Here is a 13549-nt window from a genome sequence, read left to right on the forward strand (position 1 = left end):
CGTGACTACTCCCCGCGAACCTTCCGGTCCCGACCGTGATCGGCGGGAAGGCGAGGAGGTCCCGCCGTTCGATCGGCATCCCGGTTTCGACCGATATCCGCCACCCAACGGGCCGCGGCGCCGCAGGCCGCTACCACCGCTCGGACCGGGATCCGGACGCGCCGCCGAGCGTCATGACCAGCCGGGACCGCCGCCGAGCCCGCGACGCGACCCGCCACGGCCCGCGCAGCCTCCGCCCACCAAGCCGCTCCCGGTCGGGCCCGACGCCGAGCAGCCGAAGGCCTCCGACCGCGCGGCTCGGCACGTCTTCCCGCACCGTCCGGAGCCGCCCCGGTACAGCGAAACACCGGCCCCCGCCGAAGGCGGCCATCCCGAGACCGCCGCGCAGGATCAGGGCCGGCAACCCGAGAGCCCCGATGCCGCCGGCGCGCGGCGGATGCCACGCAAACTCACGGTCACCCGCGTGGCCGCCATGCGCGGCAGGGAACTCACCGAGAAAGGCATCGCGACCTTCCAGCGCGCGGCCAAGGCCGACGGCGCGGACAAGTCCGGCCTCACGGCGCTCACCTACGCCACCATGGCGAACTTCGCCCTGGACGCCGCCATCGCGGTGGCACTGGCCAACACCTTGTTCTTCGCCAGCGCCACCGCGGAGAGCAAGACGAAAGTCGCGCTGTACCTGCTGATCACGATCGCGCCGTTCGCGGTGATCGCCCCGCTGATCGGACCGCTGCTCGATCGCCTGCAGCGCGGTCGCCGCCTCGCGCTGGCGACGTCGTTCGCGGTGCGCGCGGTGGTCGCGGTGGTGCTGGTCTTCCAGTTCGACACCTGGGCGCTGTATCCGCTCGCGCTGTGCATGATGATCGGCAGCAAATCGTTCTCCGTGCTCAAGAGCGCGGTCACGCCCCGGGTGCTGCCGCCGGACATAGATCTGGTCCGCACCAACTCCCGCCTCACGGTGTTCGGGCTGGTCGGCGGCACCATGGGCGCCGGAGCGCTGGCCGGTTCGGCCGCGGCGATCGCGGGCTCCAACGGCGCGCTGGTCTTCGCGGCGCTGATCGCTTGCGGGGGGACGTATCTGAGTCTGCGCATCCCCTCCTGGGTGGAGGTGACCGAGGGCGAGGTGCCGGCGACGTTGAGCTATCACGGCGCCGACGCGCGCACCGAGGTGCTCTCGTCCGGCGCGGAGTCGTCGATCCCGCCGCGCAAGCGCAGGCAACCGCTCGGCCGCGCCGTGGTGACCGGGCTCTGGGGCAACAGCGCCATTCGTGTCCTGACCGGGTTCCTCACCTTCTACGTCGCGTTCGTCGCCAAGGCGACAGAACACCGGCCCGCGCAGCAGGCCCTCATGCTCGGTGCGGTCGGCGCGGCCGCGGCCATCGGCAATTTCGCGGGCAATGCGACGGGCGCCCGGCTGAAACTCGGCAAGCCCTCGCTGGTCGTGCTCGGCTGCACGGCGGCGTGCGCGCTGGTGGCGCTGTTCGCGACGTTCGCCGACAACCTCCTCGGCGCGGCGACCGCGGCCCTGGTGGCGGCGGGGACGAGCGCGCTGGCCAAGGTGTCGCTGGACGCCTCGATCCAGGACGACCTGCCGCCGGAGTCGATCGCCTCCGGCTTCGGGCGGTCGGAGACCGTGCTGCAACTGAGCTGGGTCGTCGGCGGTGCGGCCGGTGTGCTGCTGCCGACCGACTACTGGAAGGGCTTCGCGGTGGTCACCGTGATACTCGTCCTCGGCTTGGTGCAGACTTTCCTCAGCTTCCGAGGCCACTCGCTACTGCCCGGCCTCGGCGGCAACCGTCCCCAGCACGCGGAGCAAGAGGTGCCGACGACCCGGCCGCACGGATATCCGGCGAGCGCGCCTCGGGCGGAGGACCCGGCGCCGCGCGACGGTGACGCCGAACGCTTTCGACGAGGGCAAGGAGACCCGATCTGGTGAGCAAGCTCAACGCACGCACGATCGCCGCGCTGGCCGCGGTCGCACTGCTCGTGCTCACCGTCGCCTTCGTGGGCGTGCTGGCGGTGCTGGTCCACGACGCCGAGAAGCCCGACGTCACCCTCACCGCCTACGCACACGGCAAGACGGTCACCGTGCGGCCGTTCAGCTACTGCTCGGTGACCATGCAGGACTGCAGCATCCTGCCCGAGGACAATGTCCCCGGCACCGTGTTCACGACGCTGAATTGCGGGCCCGACACGCCGGATTGCCACCGTGGCCGCACCGTCGACCTGGAAGTGCCCGCCGGTTACCCACTGCAGCTGTCGCTTCCGAAGAAGGTCGCCGACGCGCCTTGGCTCGCACAATTGGTCTACCTCTTGCCGAACGGCGAGAAAGTCGACCAGGTGATCAGCCGCAACGACTACCCGGATCGGGCCTTCGCCCTCACCATCGATTCCAAACCGGAGCCGGACCTGCGCCTCATCGGCGTGGAGTTCCAGCTGCCGATCCTCGCCCGCGACGAAACGGGCCGGGAGTTCTACGTGCCGCACGCCACCTGGTCGATCAGCACGGCGTAGCGAGTCTCGGACGCAACGTCTTTCGCCGACTCCGCAGACGCCGGTGCGCGTTCCGAGCGCACGGCGCCTGCACGGTGGCCGGGCAGGACTCGCCCGAAACCCGCTGCGGGTCGGATGAATCCACCGATGGACGGCCACGAACGATCGGCGTCAGAAGTCCGGCAACCGGGCTTCCCTTGACCTCCGCGGCCCCAAACGCCTACCTCGAGTGAATTCGGCCCGACGGCCGCCCGGATGAAGCGAGATCGAGCGGAATCAGTGGTCCAGTTCGCGCGCCACCGCGCGGACGACCTCCGAGATGCGCTGCGCCGTCTTGCGATCCGGGTACTTGCCCTTACGCAGGTCCGGCTGCACCTTCGCCTCGAGCAAGGTGATCATGTCCTCGACCATGCCGTGCAGTTCGTCCGGCGTGTGCCTGCGCGCGGCAGGCTCCTTGCGCGCGTTGCGTTCCTGGCCCTGCCGGACCGACGGCGGCGCCTCGAGCAGCTTGAGGCTCAGCGCCTGGGGGCCGCGACGGCCTGCGGCCATGCCGAATTCGACGCGCTGGCCGGGCTTGAGGCCCTCGACGCCCTGGGGCAGCGCGGACGAGCGCACGTAGACGTCCTCACCCTCGTCCTGGGAAAGGAAGCCGAAGCCCTTTTCGACGTCGTACCACTTCACCCTGCCGGTCGGCACTGCGCTCACCCGTTCATCATCGAAAACTCGGACCCCTACGGCCCGAGCACATCCGTCTACCGGGCCGGTCGCGCGACCGGCCCTTTTCCTGTGCGAAAAGAACGCGCCCAGCAGGATTGCAGGACGCGATTGCTATCGAGTCTACCCCGGTGCGAATAACGCAAGCACATCAGTTTTACCGTCGAACCGTGACGAACCCTTCCGCTCCGACCCCGCCCGGCGGCGCCCCACGGCGGCGCGGCGACTGGTTGCTGCAACTCGCGCTCTCCGTGTTCGCGCTGGGATTGCTGGCTATCGTAGCGATTTTCGCGATCCCCTTGCTGACCGACGGCGAGCCGGGGCTGTGGCTCTACTTCGGGGCGATGCTCGCGCCGCTGGGGTTCGTGCTCGCGCTCGTCTTCGCGCTGCGCTCGGGCCGCCGGTCGCGCTGAAGCGGAGTGATCATCTCCGATCCGACACCGAACCGGTTACCCGATGCGATCGTTACCCACTCCAGTGTGTGATCCTCATCACATTACGAGTAGATCACGAAGCGGTGACGACCGGCCGCGGGTGCGGCCGCGGCGCCTCTAGCTGCATGAAGCCTCCTCCCCGGTCCGATATCGCGTCGAGACCCGTTGGTACACGCCGGTTACCAAATAGTGATTTTTCCCGCGGTTCGTCGTACGGTCTTATCCAGCCGGGGCACCCCCGGCGACCACCGGCCCGCCGCACCGAGCCTCGCCCCGCGGGTACCGGATCCCCCGACGGAAACGTAGGGGCGAGGGCGGAACGGACGACCTCTCAGTCCGAACCAGAACCGAAGATGTCGCAGGTGCGTCGAGAGGAAGACGAACCCGATATGAGTGGACGCCATCGCAAGCCAAGCTCGACCGGACGCACGGTAGCCAAGGTTGCCGTGACCGGAGCCATCATCGGCACCGCCGGTGTGGCCTTCGCAGGCAACGCCAGCGCGGCACCCGACTCCGACTGGGATCGACTCGCTCAGTGCGAGGCCGGCGGCAACTGGGGCATCAACACCGGCAACGGTTTCCAAGGCGGGCTGCAGTTCTCGCCCAGCACGTGGCGCGCCCACGGCGGTCAGGAATACGCCGCCAGCGCCAACCAGGCCAGCCGTGAACAGCAGATCGCGGTCGCCGAGAAGGTGCTCGCCTCGCAGGGTTGGGGCGCTTGGCCCTCCTGCTCCTCGAAGCTGGGCCTGAGCAGCGCGCCGAGCCCGCGCTCCGCGCCCGCCACCGCCGAGACCCCGCGCTGGAACCCCGCGCCGCAGCTCGCTCAGTCCGCGCCTGCCGCGCCTGCCGACACACAGCAGATCTTCTCGGCCGTCGACCGCGCTCTCGAGGTCGTGCAGAGCCAGGGCGTCCAGGTGCCCAAAGAAGCTCTCGACTTCTTCAACGCCGCCAAGTCCAGCGGAGTCACCCTCGACCCCGCGATCGTGAACTTCTACGAGGCGAACAAGGGTCTGCTCCCCTCCTGACCCGAAGGCTTCCGCAAGAAGGGCCCCGCATCAACGTGGATGCGGGGCCCTTCTCCGTAGCCGAGAACGTTCCGGTCGCGCGCTCAGCGGTTGATCACCGTGTTCGGGTGCATGTAAGGCAACTGCTCAGCCGGGACCGGGAACTCGGTGTCCTCGCCGTAGGGCGAGAGACCACCGGATCGGGCCGAAGAGAGCTCGGTGACCGCGGGGTCACCGTCGGCGACCTTCGGCCAGCCGTTGTCGACGTAGGATTTCTTCGATTTGTTCACCACGGCCCCATGCTAGCCCGGCCGCTCAACCAGGATGCGCCGCAGCCCGTAGCTCCGGACGTCGGCGGGCGATCGCCCAGCATCGTAGGCTGGATCGGATGACCGTGACCGACTCCCTTGCCGGATGGCTCGGTGCCCGCAGTGATGCCCAGCTCGTGACGCTGCTGCAGCTTCGGCCCGACCTGGCCGTCCCGCTGCCCTCCGCCATGGCCGTGCTCGCCGCCCGCGTCGAACAGCGCGCGTCGGTGCTGCGCGCCACGGAGGACTTGAACACCCTCGAATTCGCCATCGTGGAAACCCTTGCGATGCACGGGGTGACGCGCACCGACGGCGGCACGCTGCGCCGCGCCGAGTTGCATGTGCAATTGAGCGAACGGGTGCCGGCCGCCGCGATCGATGAGGCGCTGGAGCGGCTGACCGCTCGCGCGCTGGTCTGGATCGACGCCGAGCAGGGACTGCACCTGATTCCGGCGGCCGCCGAGGCGTTGCCGTGGCCGATCGGCACCGCGACCGAGATCCCCGACGCGCTCACCGAACCCGAGGTGGTCGCGGCGCTGCCCGAGCTGCCGCCCGCCGAACGGTCCCTGCTGGACAAGTTGGCCGCGACAGGGCCTCGTGGCCGCACCAAGGACGCCGCACCGGGCACTCCGGCCGAGCGGCCGATCCAGCGGCTGCTGGCGCGCAGGCTGCTGCACCGGATCGATGACGAGACCGTCGAACTCCCGGTCACCGTCGGCCAGGTGCTGCGAGGGGAACCGGTCACCCACCCGCATGCCCTGACGCCGCCGCGACCGGAGCCGGCGAAATACCCGCCCGCCGATGTGAACGCGGTCGCGGCGGGCGAGGTCGGCGAGCTGCTGCGGCACTGCGCGGCCGTGCTCGAGGTGCTCGGCCATGCCCCGGCTCCCGCGTTGCGCGCGGGCGGCCTGGGCGTGCGCGAGCTGCGCCGCATCGCCAAGCAGGTCGGTGTCGACGAGCCGAGGGCGGGTTTGCTGGTCGAGCTGCTGGCGGCCGCGAAATTGATCGAGAAGGGTTTGCCGGACCCGCCACCGGACTTCGAGACGACCGACGACTTCTGGGCGCCGACGCCACTGGTGGACGCCTGGCTGGAAGCGCCGCCCGCCCGGCGCTGGGCCGCCCTCGGACTGACCTGGCTCGAATTGGATCGGATGCCGTGGATGATCGGCATGCGCGACGCCAACGACAAACCGCTGGCCGCGCTGTCGCTGGAACTGCGCACCCCGACCGCGCCGCGCGACCGGCACGCGATCCTCGCCCTGCTGGCGGAATATCCGTCCGGCACCGCGCTGGCCCCAACGGAAATCGGCCGGGTACTGGCCTGGCGGCAGCCGCGCAGGCGCAGGAATTTCCGGCCGGAGGTGGTCGAACAGACGCTGGCCGAGGCGGCGGCGCTCGGGTTGATCGGCCGCGGCGCGCTCGGCTCGGCGGCGCGGGCGCTGCTGCACGCGGCGCCGACCAGCGTGGCCGACGCCGAGGCGGAGATGGAGGCGGCGCTGCCGGAGCCGGTGGACCACGTGCTGGTGCAAGCCGATCTCACGGTGATCGCACCCGGCCCGTTGACCACCGATCTCCAGCGTCGCGTCGCCCTCGTCGCCGACGTCGAATCCGCGGGCGCCGCAACGGTATACCGGATCGGAGAGTCCTCGGTGCGGCGCGCGCTGGACGCCGGGCTGACGGCGGCGGAGCTGCACGCGCTGTTCGCCGCGCATTCCCGGACGCCGATCCCGCAGGCACTGACCTATCTGATCGATGACGTGGCCCGGCGTCACGGCCAGTTGCGCGCGGGTATGGCCCAGTCGTTCATCCGCAGTGACGACCCGGCGCTACTGGCCCAAGTACTGTCCGCGCCGGTGGCGAGCGCGCTGGCGCTGCGATCCATCGCCCCGACCGTCGCCATCGCCCAAGCGCCGCTCGGCGAACTGCTCGAGCAGCTGCGCGCGGCCGGTTTCGCGCCCGCGGGTGAGGACTCGAGCGGCGCGATCGTCGATCTGCGGCCGCGGGGCGCGCGGATCTCGGTGCGGCCCGTCGCACGGCAGCCGTATCGGCCGACACCGCCCAGCACCGAACAACTCGAACTGCTCGTCACGGAATTACGCGCCGGCGAACGCGCCGCCAGTGCCCGGTCCGGTCAAGCGGTACGCACGGACGGCACGCGGACCAATACCGCCGCCACCCTCGCCCTGTTGCAGCTCGCGGCGCGGGTGCGACGGTCGGTGAACATCGGCTACGTCGACGCCCAAGGCGTCGCTTCCCAACGGGTGGTGGAGCCGTTGAAGGTGGGCAACGGGCAGCTGGACGCGCTGGACCCGGTCACCGGCGCGGTCCGGCACTTCACGCTGCACCGGATCGCGTCGGTTGCCCTGCTGGAATGATCAGCCCTTGGGCTTGGCGGTGCAGAAGGTGACCTTCGGGTCCGTTTCGATGAGGCGGAAGCCGTCGGCGTCCTGGTCGCACAGCAATTCGTCGGCCTTGCCGTCGATCCGCTTCAGCACCTTGAAGGTGGCGTCCGAGGCAGCGCAGTCGACGTGCTTGTATCCGGTCGTGCTGCTCTCGTTGTAGCAGCTGCCTTCCTTGAAGTTCGGGGCCAGGCACAGGAAGGCGGTGGTACCGCCGGCCAGGGTCTCCTCGTAGGAGGTGTAGTCGGCGGCGCAGTCGGTCTTCTTGTCGTAGGACTGCGCGACCTTGTACACGGCTTTGTCCGACGAGCAGTCGACCGGTTCGGTCTTGGAGTCGACCGCCGAGCCCTCGATGACGTTGATGCAGTCGCCGGCCTTGGCCTTGGCGGTGTCCGACTTACCCGCGTCCTCGATCAACGAACAGCCGGCCACCGTGACCACCACCGCGGCCACCGCGACGAGGGCGAGCACGATCCGTGCCAGCAACCTCGCTCCTGGAAACTTCACCTGAAAACCTCTCTCACCGAAACGTTCACGTGCTCGTGAACGCGGTGAGGATACCCGCACGACCTGAGCGGCCGCATCAGCCCGCGGGCGACCTGGCACGGGGGCGGCCTAGATGCTGTGCGTGCCGTACAGCCCCATGAGCGCGTAACCGAGGATGCTGGGGAGCAGACGGCCGAGCAAGAAGAACGCAGAGTAATTCACTAGCAACGCCTTTCGCGTATTCCATGCAACTGGACTCTTGTCCGGTATGCGGAGTGTGTCGTCGCCCGAGACCGAGTCGTTACGCTTGGGCAGTATGACGGTCGAGGACGTCGCACGCGACCTGTACGGGTTGGCGCCCGCGGATTTCGTCGCGGCGCGCGCCGACCGGGCGGCCGCCGCGAAGCAGTCGGGTGACAAGCAACTGGCGGCCGCCATCGGCAAGCTGCGTAAACCCACCCTGACCGCGTGGGCGGCGAACCTGCTGTCCAGGGCGGCGCCCGAGGACGTGGCCGCCCTGCTGCGGCTGGCCGCCGCGCTGGCCGCCGCGCAGCGAAAACTCTCGGCCGAACAGCTGCGCGAACTGACCGCGCAGCGCCAGCAACTGGTCAACGCCCTCGCCAAGAAGGCGGGGGCGCTCGCCGCCGAATACGGGCATCCGGTCGGCGAGAACGTCGTCCGGGAGATCGGCCAGACCTTGACCGCCGCACTCGCCGATCGGGACGTAGCCGATCGGCTGCGTGCCGGAACACTCGCTACGGCCGCGAGCTACGAAGGCTTCGGACCGAGTGGACCGGGTCTGCTCGCGGTGCCCGAACGGGCCACGCGGCCCGGACGAGCGGCCGTGCGGCAGCCCGACGACAGCGCACGCCGAGAACTGCGGGAGGCCGAGGACGCGCTCGAAACCGCCCGTGCCGAGGAGGATTCGGCCGGAGCCGCGTTCGAAGAAGCGACCGGAGAACTGTCCTCGGCCGAGGAACGCGTCGCCGCGCTGCGCGACGAGCTCGAGCACGCCGAACAGCAGCGGCAGTTCCGCAAGTCGGCCGAGCGGTCGGCGAAGGACGAGTTGCACGCGGCGCGCCGTCAGGTGGAGCGAGCCGAACGCAGGCTGGAGAAGGCCAGGCAGCGCGCCGGGGACGACTGACGGGTCAGCTGCGCAGGACGCCCGGAAACAGGTACTCCTCCGGCGGCGGCGCGGTGGTGTTCAGCCACGCGTGGAAGAACCCGGTCAGGTCCATGGGTGAGCGGGACTGCACGAAAGCGCGGAATTCCGGCATCGAGGCATTGCCGTAGGCATGCGCGGCGAGGAAGTCCCGAACAGCCGCGAAGAACACCTCGTCGCCGATCTGCTTGCGCAGCGCGTGCAGGAACAGCGGGCCACGGTAGTAGACGGAGGTGAACTCCTTTCCCACGCCGGGGTCCTCCAACGGGATGTTCCAGTACTTCTCACTGTCGCGGTATTTGCGGATGGTCTCGCGGTACTGGTCGTCGACGTTCTTGCCGTCCATCCGCTCCGGCCACAGGTAGTCGGCGGTATAGCTGGCGAAGCATTCGTTCAGGCAGATGTCCGACCACCGGCGTATCGACACCCAGTCGCCCCACCACTGGTGCGCGATCTCGTGCACGACAGTCTGCAGATCGATCGACGGCGCGTAGAGCGGGCGGGTCTGGGTCTCCAGCGAGAACGTGATGCCCGCGTCCACGTGGATGCCGCCTGCGGCCTCGAACGGGTAAGGGCCGTAAATCTTTTCGGCGAAGTCGAGGATCTCCGGCAGGCGCTGTTCCAGCTCGCGCTGATCCTGCTCCACATTCGGGGCGAACGCGCTGATCAGCGGAATGCCGTTAGCCCTGCGCTGCTCGAGGTAGTCGAACTTGTCGATCGCGACCGTGGTCAGATAGCCGACCACCGGCTTGGCGTTGAACCAGCGGACCGTCCGCTTGTCGCCGCGCACCACGTCCTCGATGCGTACGCCGTTGGAGATCACCTCCCACTCCGCGGGAACGGTGGCGTTCAGGCTGAACGTGGCCTTGTCCAGCGGGGTGTCGTTGAGCGGGTACCAAGTCGTCGCCGAGTGCGGCTCACCGGCGACGAACGCGCCGCCGCTGGATGCGAAGGTCCACCCCTCCCCTTCGGCGTTCACCGCGGGGCCCGCGTAGTCCACCGTGACGGTGAACGGCAGGCCCGGCAGCAGCGGCAACGTCGGCGTGACGGTCAACTCGTGCTCGCCGTTGCGGTCGAAGTCGGCGGGCAGCCCGTTCACCGCCACCTCGCGCACATCGGGCCCCGCGTAATCGAGGTTGAACACGCGCAGGGGCTGGGTGGCGTGCGCGGTGATCGTGGTGGTGCCTGCCAGTTTCCGGCTGGGCGGGTCGTAGTCGATGCCGACGTCGTAGTGCTGGACGTCGTAGCCACCGTTGCCGTCGAGCGGATAGTACGGATCGCCCAGACCCGGCGCGCCGACCAGTGGGTCCGGGGGCGGCTCCGCGTGCGCGGGCACCTGAGACACCGCGGCGAACACACACGCGACCGCGGCGCACATCCGGCCGGACAACCACATACGGACAACCACCCCTTTCCACCCCGCCTCCCGCCGGTACCGGCGCACCGACTTCGCTGGATGGTAGCGGCTTCAGTCACCGCTTCCGGTCAGCGCCACCGACGCGCCGACACCGAAGATCATCACCCCGCCCGCGCCGCCGATCGCCTCCAGCCTGCGCGGCGACTTGGCGAACCAGGACCTCGCCGAGGCGGCCAGCAGTGCCCACGCGCTGTCGGAGACCAGCGCGATGGCCAGGAAGACCGTGCCGAGCAGCAGGAACTGCCACGACAGCGACCCGGAGGCCGGGTCGGCGAAGTGCGGCAGCACCGCGGAGAAGAAGACGATCGCCTTGGGATTGGTGAGCCCGACGACGGCGCTCTGCCGCAGCACCCGCGTGTTCGGGGCCGGTTCGACCGCGGCGCCCAGCGCCTCGCGCAACGCCGAACGCTGACGGATCGCTTGGATTCCGAGATACATCAGATACAGCGCACCCGCGAACTTGACCACGGTGAGCGCCAACGCCGACGCGGTCAGTAAAGCGCCGAGCCCGATCGCGACCAGGACCAGTGCCGCGTAGACGCCCATGGCGTGCCCGAGCACCGACAGCAGGGCCGCGCGCCGGCCGAGCGTGAGCGCGCGACCGACCGTGAAGAGTACGCCGGGACCGGGCACGACGATGATGACGACCGCGGCGGCGACGAATGCCAGCAGATTGGACGCTGGAACCATCCTTCGAGTCTAGGCGACAGCGCAACCGATAAACCCCGCGGACACAGCCGGATTCAGGAGCCGAGTTCGCCCGGTAGCTGGTGCGGATCGAGCAGCAGGCGTTTCGTGGTGGTGCGCCGCACCTTCTCCGCGAGCGCGAGATTGTCGGTGAGCAGCCGCCACTCGGTCTCGCTGATCGCGGCGCGGGCGCGGGCGATGACCGAGTCGTCGGTCGTGCCCCAAGCGATCGGCATGGCGCTCACCGACTGCCAGCGCTGACCCACCTGGCGCGGCGCGCGGTCGGTCCGCACCGCGACCGACGGCACGCGCTCCCCGGCCCTGGCCTGGTGACCGGGCAGGTCGCGGACCTTCCTGGTCACCAAGGCGTAGCGCGGATCGCGCGTATCCGGCGCGGACACATCGACCAAAGCGAGCAGCACGACACCCGACGGGCGCGCCTCCGAAACCACCGCGGGTACCAGCTCACCGTCCGCGTAGAGCTTGTCGATGCTGGAATGCCACGGTGTCCACAAGGCCACCCACAGCGCCGTCACCGTGCCGAGCGCGAAGGCGACCGCGAGCAGATACGCCCACGGATGGTCCAGCCAGATCAGCAACGCCGTGCCCGCCGCCGCGACCACCGTGGCGGCGATCGCCAGCAGTCGCAGGCGGCGAAGGTCGGCGAAGACTTCGTTCACCGCGTGGGCGTGCTTGCGGTCCACCGCGAATTCGAAGTGTCGCACGCCCTTATTCCTAGCACAGTTTGTGGAGGGGATGCCTCCGCTTATCCGATGGCGGGTCCGAGCAAGTCGTCGGCATCCGTGATGCGGTAGGCGTACCCCTGTTCGGCGAGAAAACGCTGGCGATGCGCGGCGTATTCGGCGTCCAGGGTGTCGCGCGCGACGACCGAGTAGAAATGCGCCTGTCCGCCATCGTGTTTCGGACGCAAGAGCCGCCCGAGACGTTGCGCCTCCTCCTGTCGCGAGCCGAAGGTACCCGAAACCTGGACGGCCACGGACGCTTCCGGCAGATCGATGGAGAAGTTCGCCACTTTGCTCACCACGAGCACCGGAATCTCGCCGCGCCGGAACGCGTCGAAGAGTTCCTCCCGCTCCTTGGTCTTCGTCGACCCCTGGATCACGGGTGCGTCGAGCGCGACCCCGAGTTCGTCCAGTTGGTCCAGGTACGCGCCGATGACCAGGCTCGGCGCATCCTGGTGCTGAGCCAGGATCGACTCGACCACGGCGATCTTGGTGTGTGCGGTGGAGCACAGCTTGTAGCGCTCCTCCGGCTCGGCGGTCGCGTAGGCCATCCGCTCGGCGTCGGTCAGCGTGACCCTGACCTCGATGCAGTCGGCCGGAGCGATCCAGCCCTGGGCCTCGATGTCCTTCCACGGCGCGTCGTAACGCTTCGGGCCGATCAGCGAGAACACGTCGCCCTCGCGGCCGTCCTCGCGCACCAGGGTGGCCGTCAGGCCGAGCCTGCGGCGGGACTGGAGATCCGCGGTCATCCGGAAGACCGGCGCGGGCAGCAGGTGCACCTCGTCGTAGATGACCAGCCCCCAGTCGCGGCTGTCGAACAGTTCCAGGTGCTTGTACTCGCCCTTGGTGCGCCGAGTGATCACCTGGTACGTGGCGATGGTGACCGGGCGGATCTCCTTGCGCTCCCCGGAGTACTCGCCGATCTCGTCCTCGGTGAGCGAGGTGCGGGCGAGCAGTTCACGCCGCCACTGCCTGCCCGCCACCGTGTTGGTGACCAGGATCAGCGTGGTGGCCTTCGCCTTGGCCATCGCGGCAGCGCCGACCATCGTCTTGCCCGCGCCGCAGGGCAGCACCACCACCCCGGAGCCGCCCGCCCAGAACGAGTCGGCGGCCATCTGCTGGTAATCGCGCAGATGCCAGCCGTCGGTCGCGTAGTCGAGGTCGATCGGGTGCGCCTCGCCGTCGACGTAACCCGCGAGGTCCTCGGCGGGCCAGCCGATCTTCAGCAGCGTCTGCTTGATCCGGCCGCGCTCGGACGGGTGCACCACCACCGTGTCGTCATCGATGCGCGCGCCGAGCATGGGCGCGATCTTCTTGTGCCTGAGCACCTCCTCCAGCACCGCGCGATCCAGGCTGACCAGCGTCAACCCGTGGGCTGGATGCTTCACCAGCTGCAACCTGCCGTAGCGCGCCATGGTGTCCACCACGTCGACCAGCAACGGCTGCGGCACCGCGTACCGGGAGAAGCTGACCAGCGCGTCCACCACCTGTTCGGCGTCGTGCCCGGCCGCGCGCGCGTTCCACAGCGCCAGCGGCGTCACCCGATAGGTGTGCACGTGCTCGGGCGCCCGCTCCAGCTCGGCGAACGGCGCGATCGCCTGCCGCGCGGCATCGGCCAACTCGTGGTCGACCTCCAGCAGCAGCGTTTTGTCACTCTGCACGATCAGCGGACCGTCGTTCACAGTCCCTCCTCAGCTAGATT

13 protein-coding genes are annotated in these 13549 nt (G+C 69.3%); 6 read left to right on the forward strand and 7 right to left on the reverse strand.

Annotation, left to right across the window (positions count from 1 at the left end):
- The first annotated feature begins 1 nt into the window (after position 1).
- Positions 2-1936 carry an MFS transporter gene (locus ABZW96_RS15405; protein WP_355074965.1) on the forward strand — a complete coding sequence of 645 codons (1935 nt, stop codon included), beginning with the start codon at positions 2-4 and terminating at the stop codon, positions 1934-1936.
- Positions 1933-2514, forward strand: a complete 582-nt coding sequence (locus ABZW96_RS15410; protein WP_355074967.1) for a DUF2771 domain-containing protein — start codon at positions 1933-1935, stop codon at positions 2512-2514. Before ABZW96_RS15405 ends, ABZW96_RS15410 begins: the two co-directional genes overlap by 4 nt.
- Before the next feature lie 255 nt (positions 2515-2769).
- Here the strand turns inward: ABZW96_RS15410 and ABZW96_RS15415 are convergent, their stop codons facing one another.
- Positions 2770-3189: a cold-shock protein gene (locus ABZW96_RS15415; RefSeq protein WP_039795090.1), complete on the reverse strand. Its 420-nt coding sequence runs from the start codon at positions 3187-3189 to the stop codon at positions 2770-2772.
- A 188-nt stretch (positions 3190-3377) separates the two neighbouring features.
- Here ABZW96_RS15415 and ABZW96_RS15420 point away from each other — a divergent pair, with 188 nt between their 5' ends.
- Positions 3378-3620 (forward strand): hypothetical protein, encoded by a 243-nt coding sequence (locus tag ABZW96_RS15420; RefSeq protein WP_355074969.1) that lies wholly within the window; start codon positions 3378-3380, stop codon positions 3618-3620.
- A gap of 410 nt (positions 3621-4030) precedes the next feature.
- Positions 4031-4666 carry a resuscitation-promoting factor Rpf1 domain-containing protein gene (locus tag ABZW96_RS15425; protein WP_355074971.1) on the forward strand — a complete coding sequence of 212 codons (636 nt, stop codon included), beginning with the start codon at positions 4031-4033 and terminating at the stop codon, positions 4664-4666.
- 83 nt (positions 4667-4749) lie between these two features.
- On the opposite strand, the gene ABZW96_RS15430 is transcribed toward ABZW96_RS15425, so the two are convergent.
- Entirely contained in the window at positions 4750-4938 is a 189-nt protein-coding gene (locus ABZW96_RS15430; protein ID WP_040864798.1) for a hypothetical protein, read from the reverse strand.
- Between the two features lie 95 nt (positions 4939-5033).
- On the opposite strand from ABZW96_RS15430, the gene ABZW96_RS15435 reads away from it, so the two are divergent.
- Entirely contained in the window at positions 5034-7328 is a 2295-nt protein-coding gene (locus tag ABZW96_RS15435; protein ID WP_355074973.1) for a helicase-associated domain-containing protein, read from the forward strand.
- On the opposite strand, the gene ABZW96_RS15440 is transcribed toward ABZW96_RS15435, so the two are convergent.
- A complete protein-coding gene (locus tag ABZW96_RS15440) occupies positions 7329-7859 on the reverse strand; it encodes a hypothetical protein (protein WP_355074975.1) in 531 nt (176 codons plus the stop codon).
- A gap of 295 nt (positions 7860-8154) precedes the next feature.
- Between ABZW96_RS15440 and ABZW96_RS15445 the strand changes: the two genes are divergently transcribed.
- Positions 8155-8982, forward strand: a complete 828-nt coding sequence (locus tag ABZW96_RS15445) for a hypothetical protein (protein WP_355074977.1) — start codon at positions 8155-8157, stop codon at positions 8980-8982.
- 4 nt (positions 8983-8986) lie between these two features.
- On the opposite strand, the gene ABZW96_RS15450 is transcribed toward ABZW96_RS15445, so the two are convergent.
- Genes ABZW96_RS15450 through ABZW96_RS15465 form a run of 4 tightly spaced genes read right to left on the reverse strand, consistent with a single transcriptional unit; the run spans position 8987 to position 13529 of the window.
- Positions 8987-10408 carry a M1 family metallopeptidase gene (locus tag ABZW96_RS15450; protein ID WP_355074979.1) on the reverse strand — a complete coding sequence of 474 codons (1422 nt, stop codon included), beginning with the start codon at positions 10406-10408 and terminating at the stop codon, positions 8987-8989.
- Between the two features lie 60 nt (positions 10409-10468).
- A complete protein-coding gene (locus ABZW96_RS15455) occupies positions 10469-11107 on the reverse strand; it encodes a LysE family translocator (protein WP_355074981.1) in 639 nt (212 codons plus the stop codon).
- A 53-nt stretch (positions 11108-11160) separates the two neighbouring features.
- Entirely contained in the window at positions 11161-11829 is a 669-nt protein-coding gene (locus ABZW96_RS15460; RefSeq protein WP_355074983.1) for a DUF3239 domain-containing protein, read from the reverse strand.
- Between the two features lie 41 nt (positions 11830-11870).
- Positions 11871-13529, reverse strand: a complete 1659-nt coding sequence (locus tag ABZW96_RS15465; RefSeq protein WP_355074985.1) for a DNA repair helicase XPB — start codon at positions 13527-13529, stop codon at positions 11871-11873.
- Positions 13530-13549: the final 20 nt, after the last annotated feature.

Source organism: Nocardia sp. NPDC004168 (assembly GCF_040610355.1).
GTDB lineage: Bacteria > Actinomycetota > Actinomycetes > Mycobacteriales > Mycobacteriaceae > Nocardia > Nocardia sichangensis.

Coding starts and splice junctions, on each gene's coding strand:
- ABZW96_RS15425 (WP_355074971.1), top strand. CDS start 4,031: ATGAGTGGACGCCATCGCAAGCCAAGCTCGACCGGACGCACGGTAGCC.
- ABZW96_RS15435 (WP_355074973.1), top strand. CDS start 5,034: ATGACCGTGACCGACTCCCTTGCCGGATGGCTCGGTGCCCGCAGTGAT.
- ABZW96_RS15445 (WP_355074977.1), top strand. CDS start 8,155: ATGACGGTCGAGGACGTCGCACGCGACCTGTACGGGTTGGCGCCCGCG.
- ABZW96_RS15455 (WP_355074981.1), bottom strand. CDS start 11,107: ATGGTTCCAGCGTCCAATCTGCTGGCATTCGTCGCCGCCGCGGTCGTC.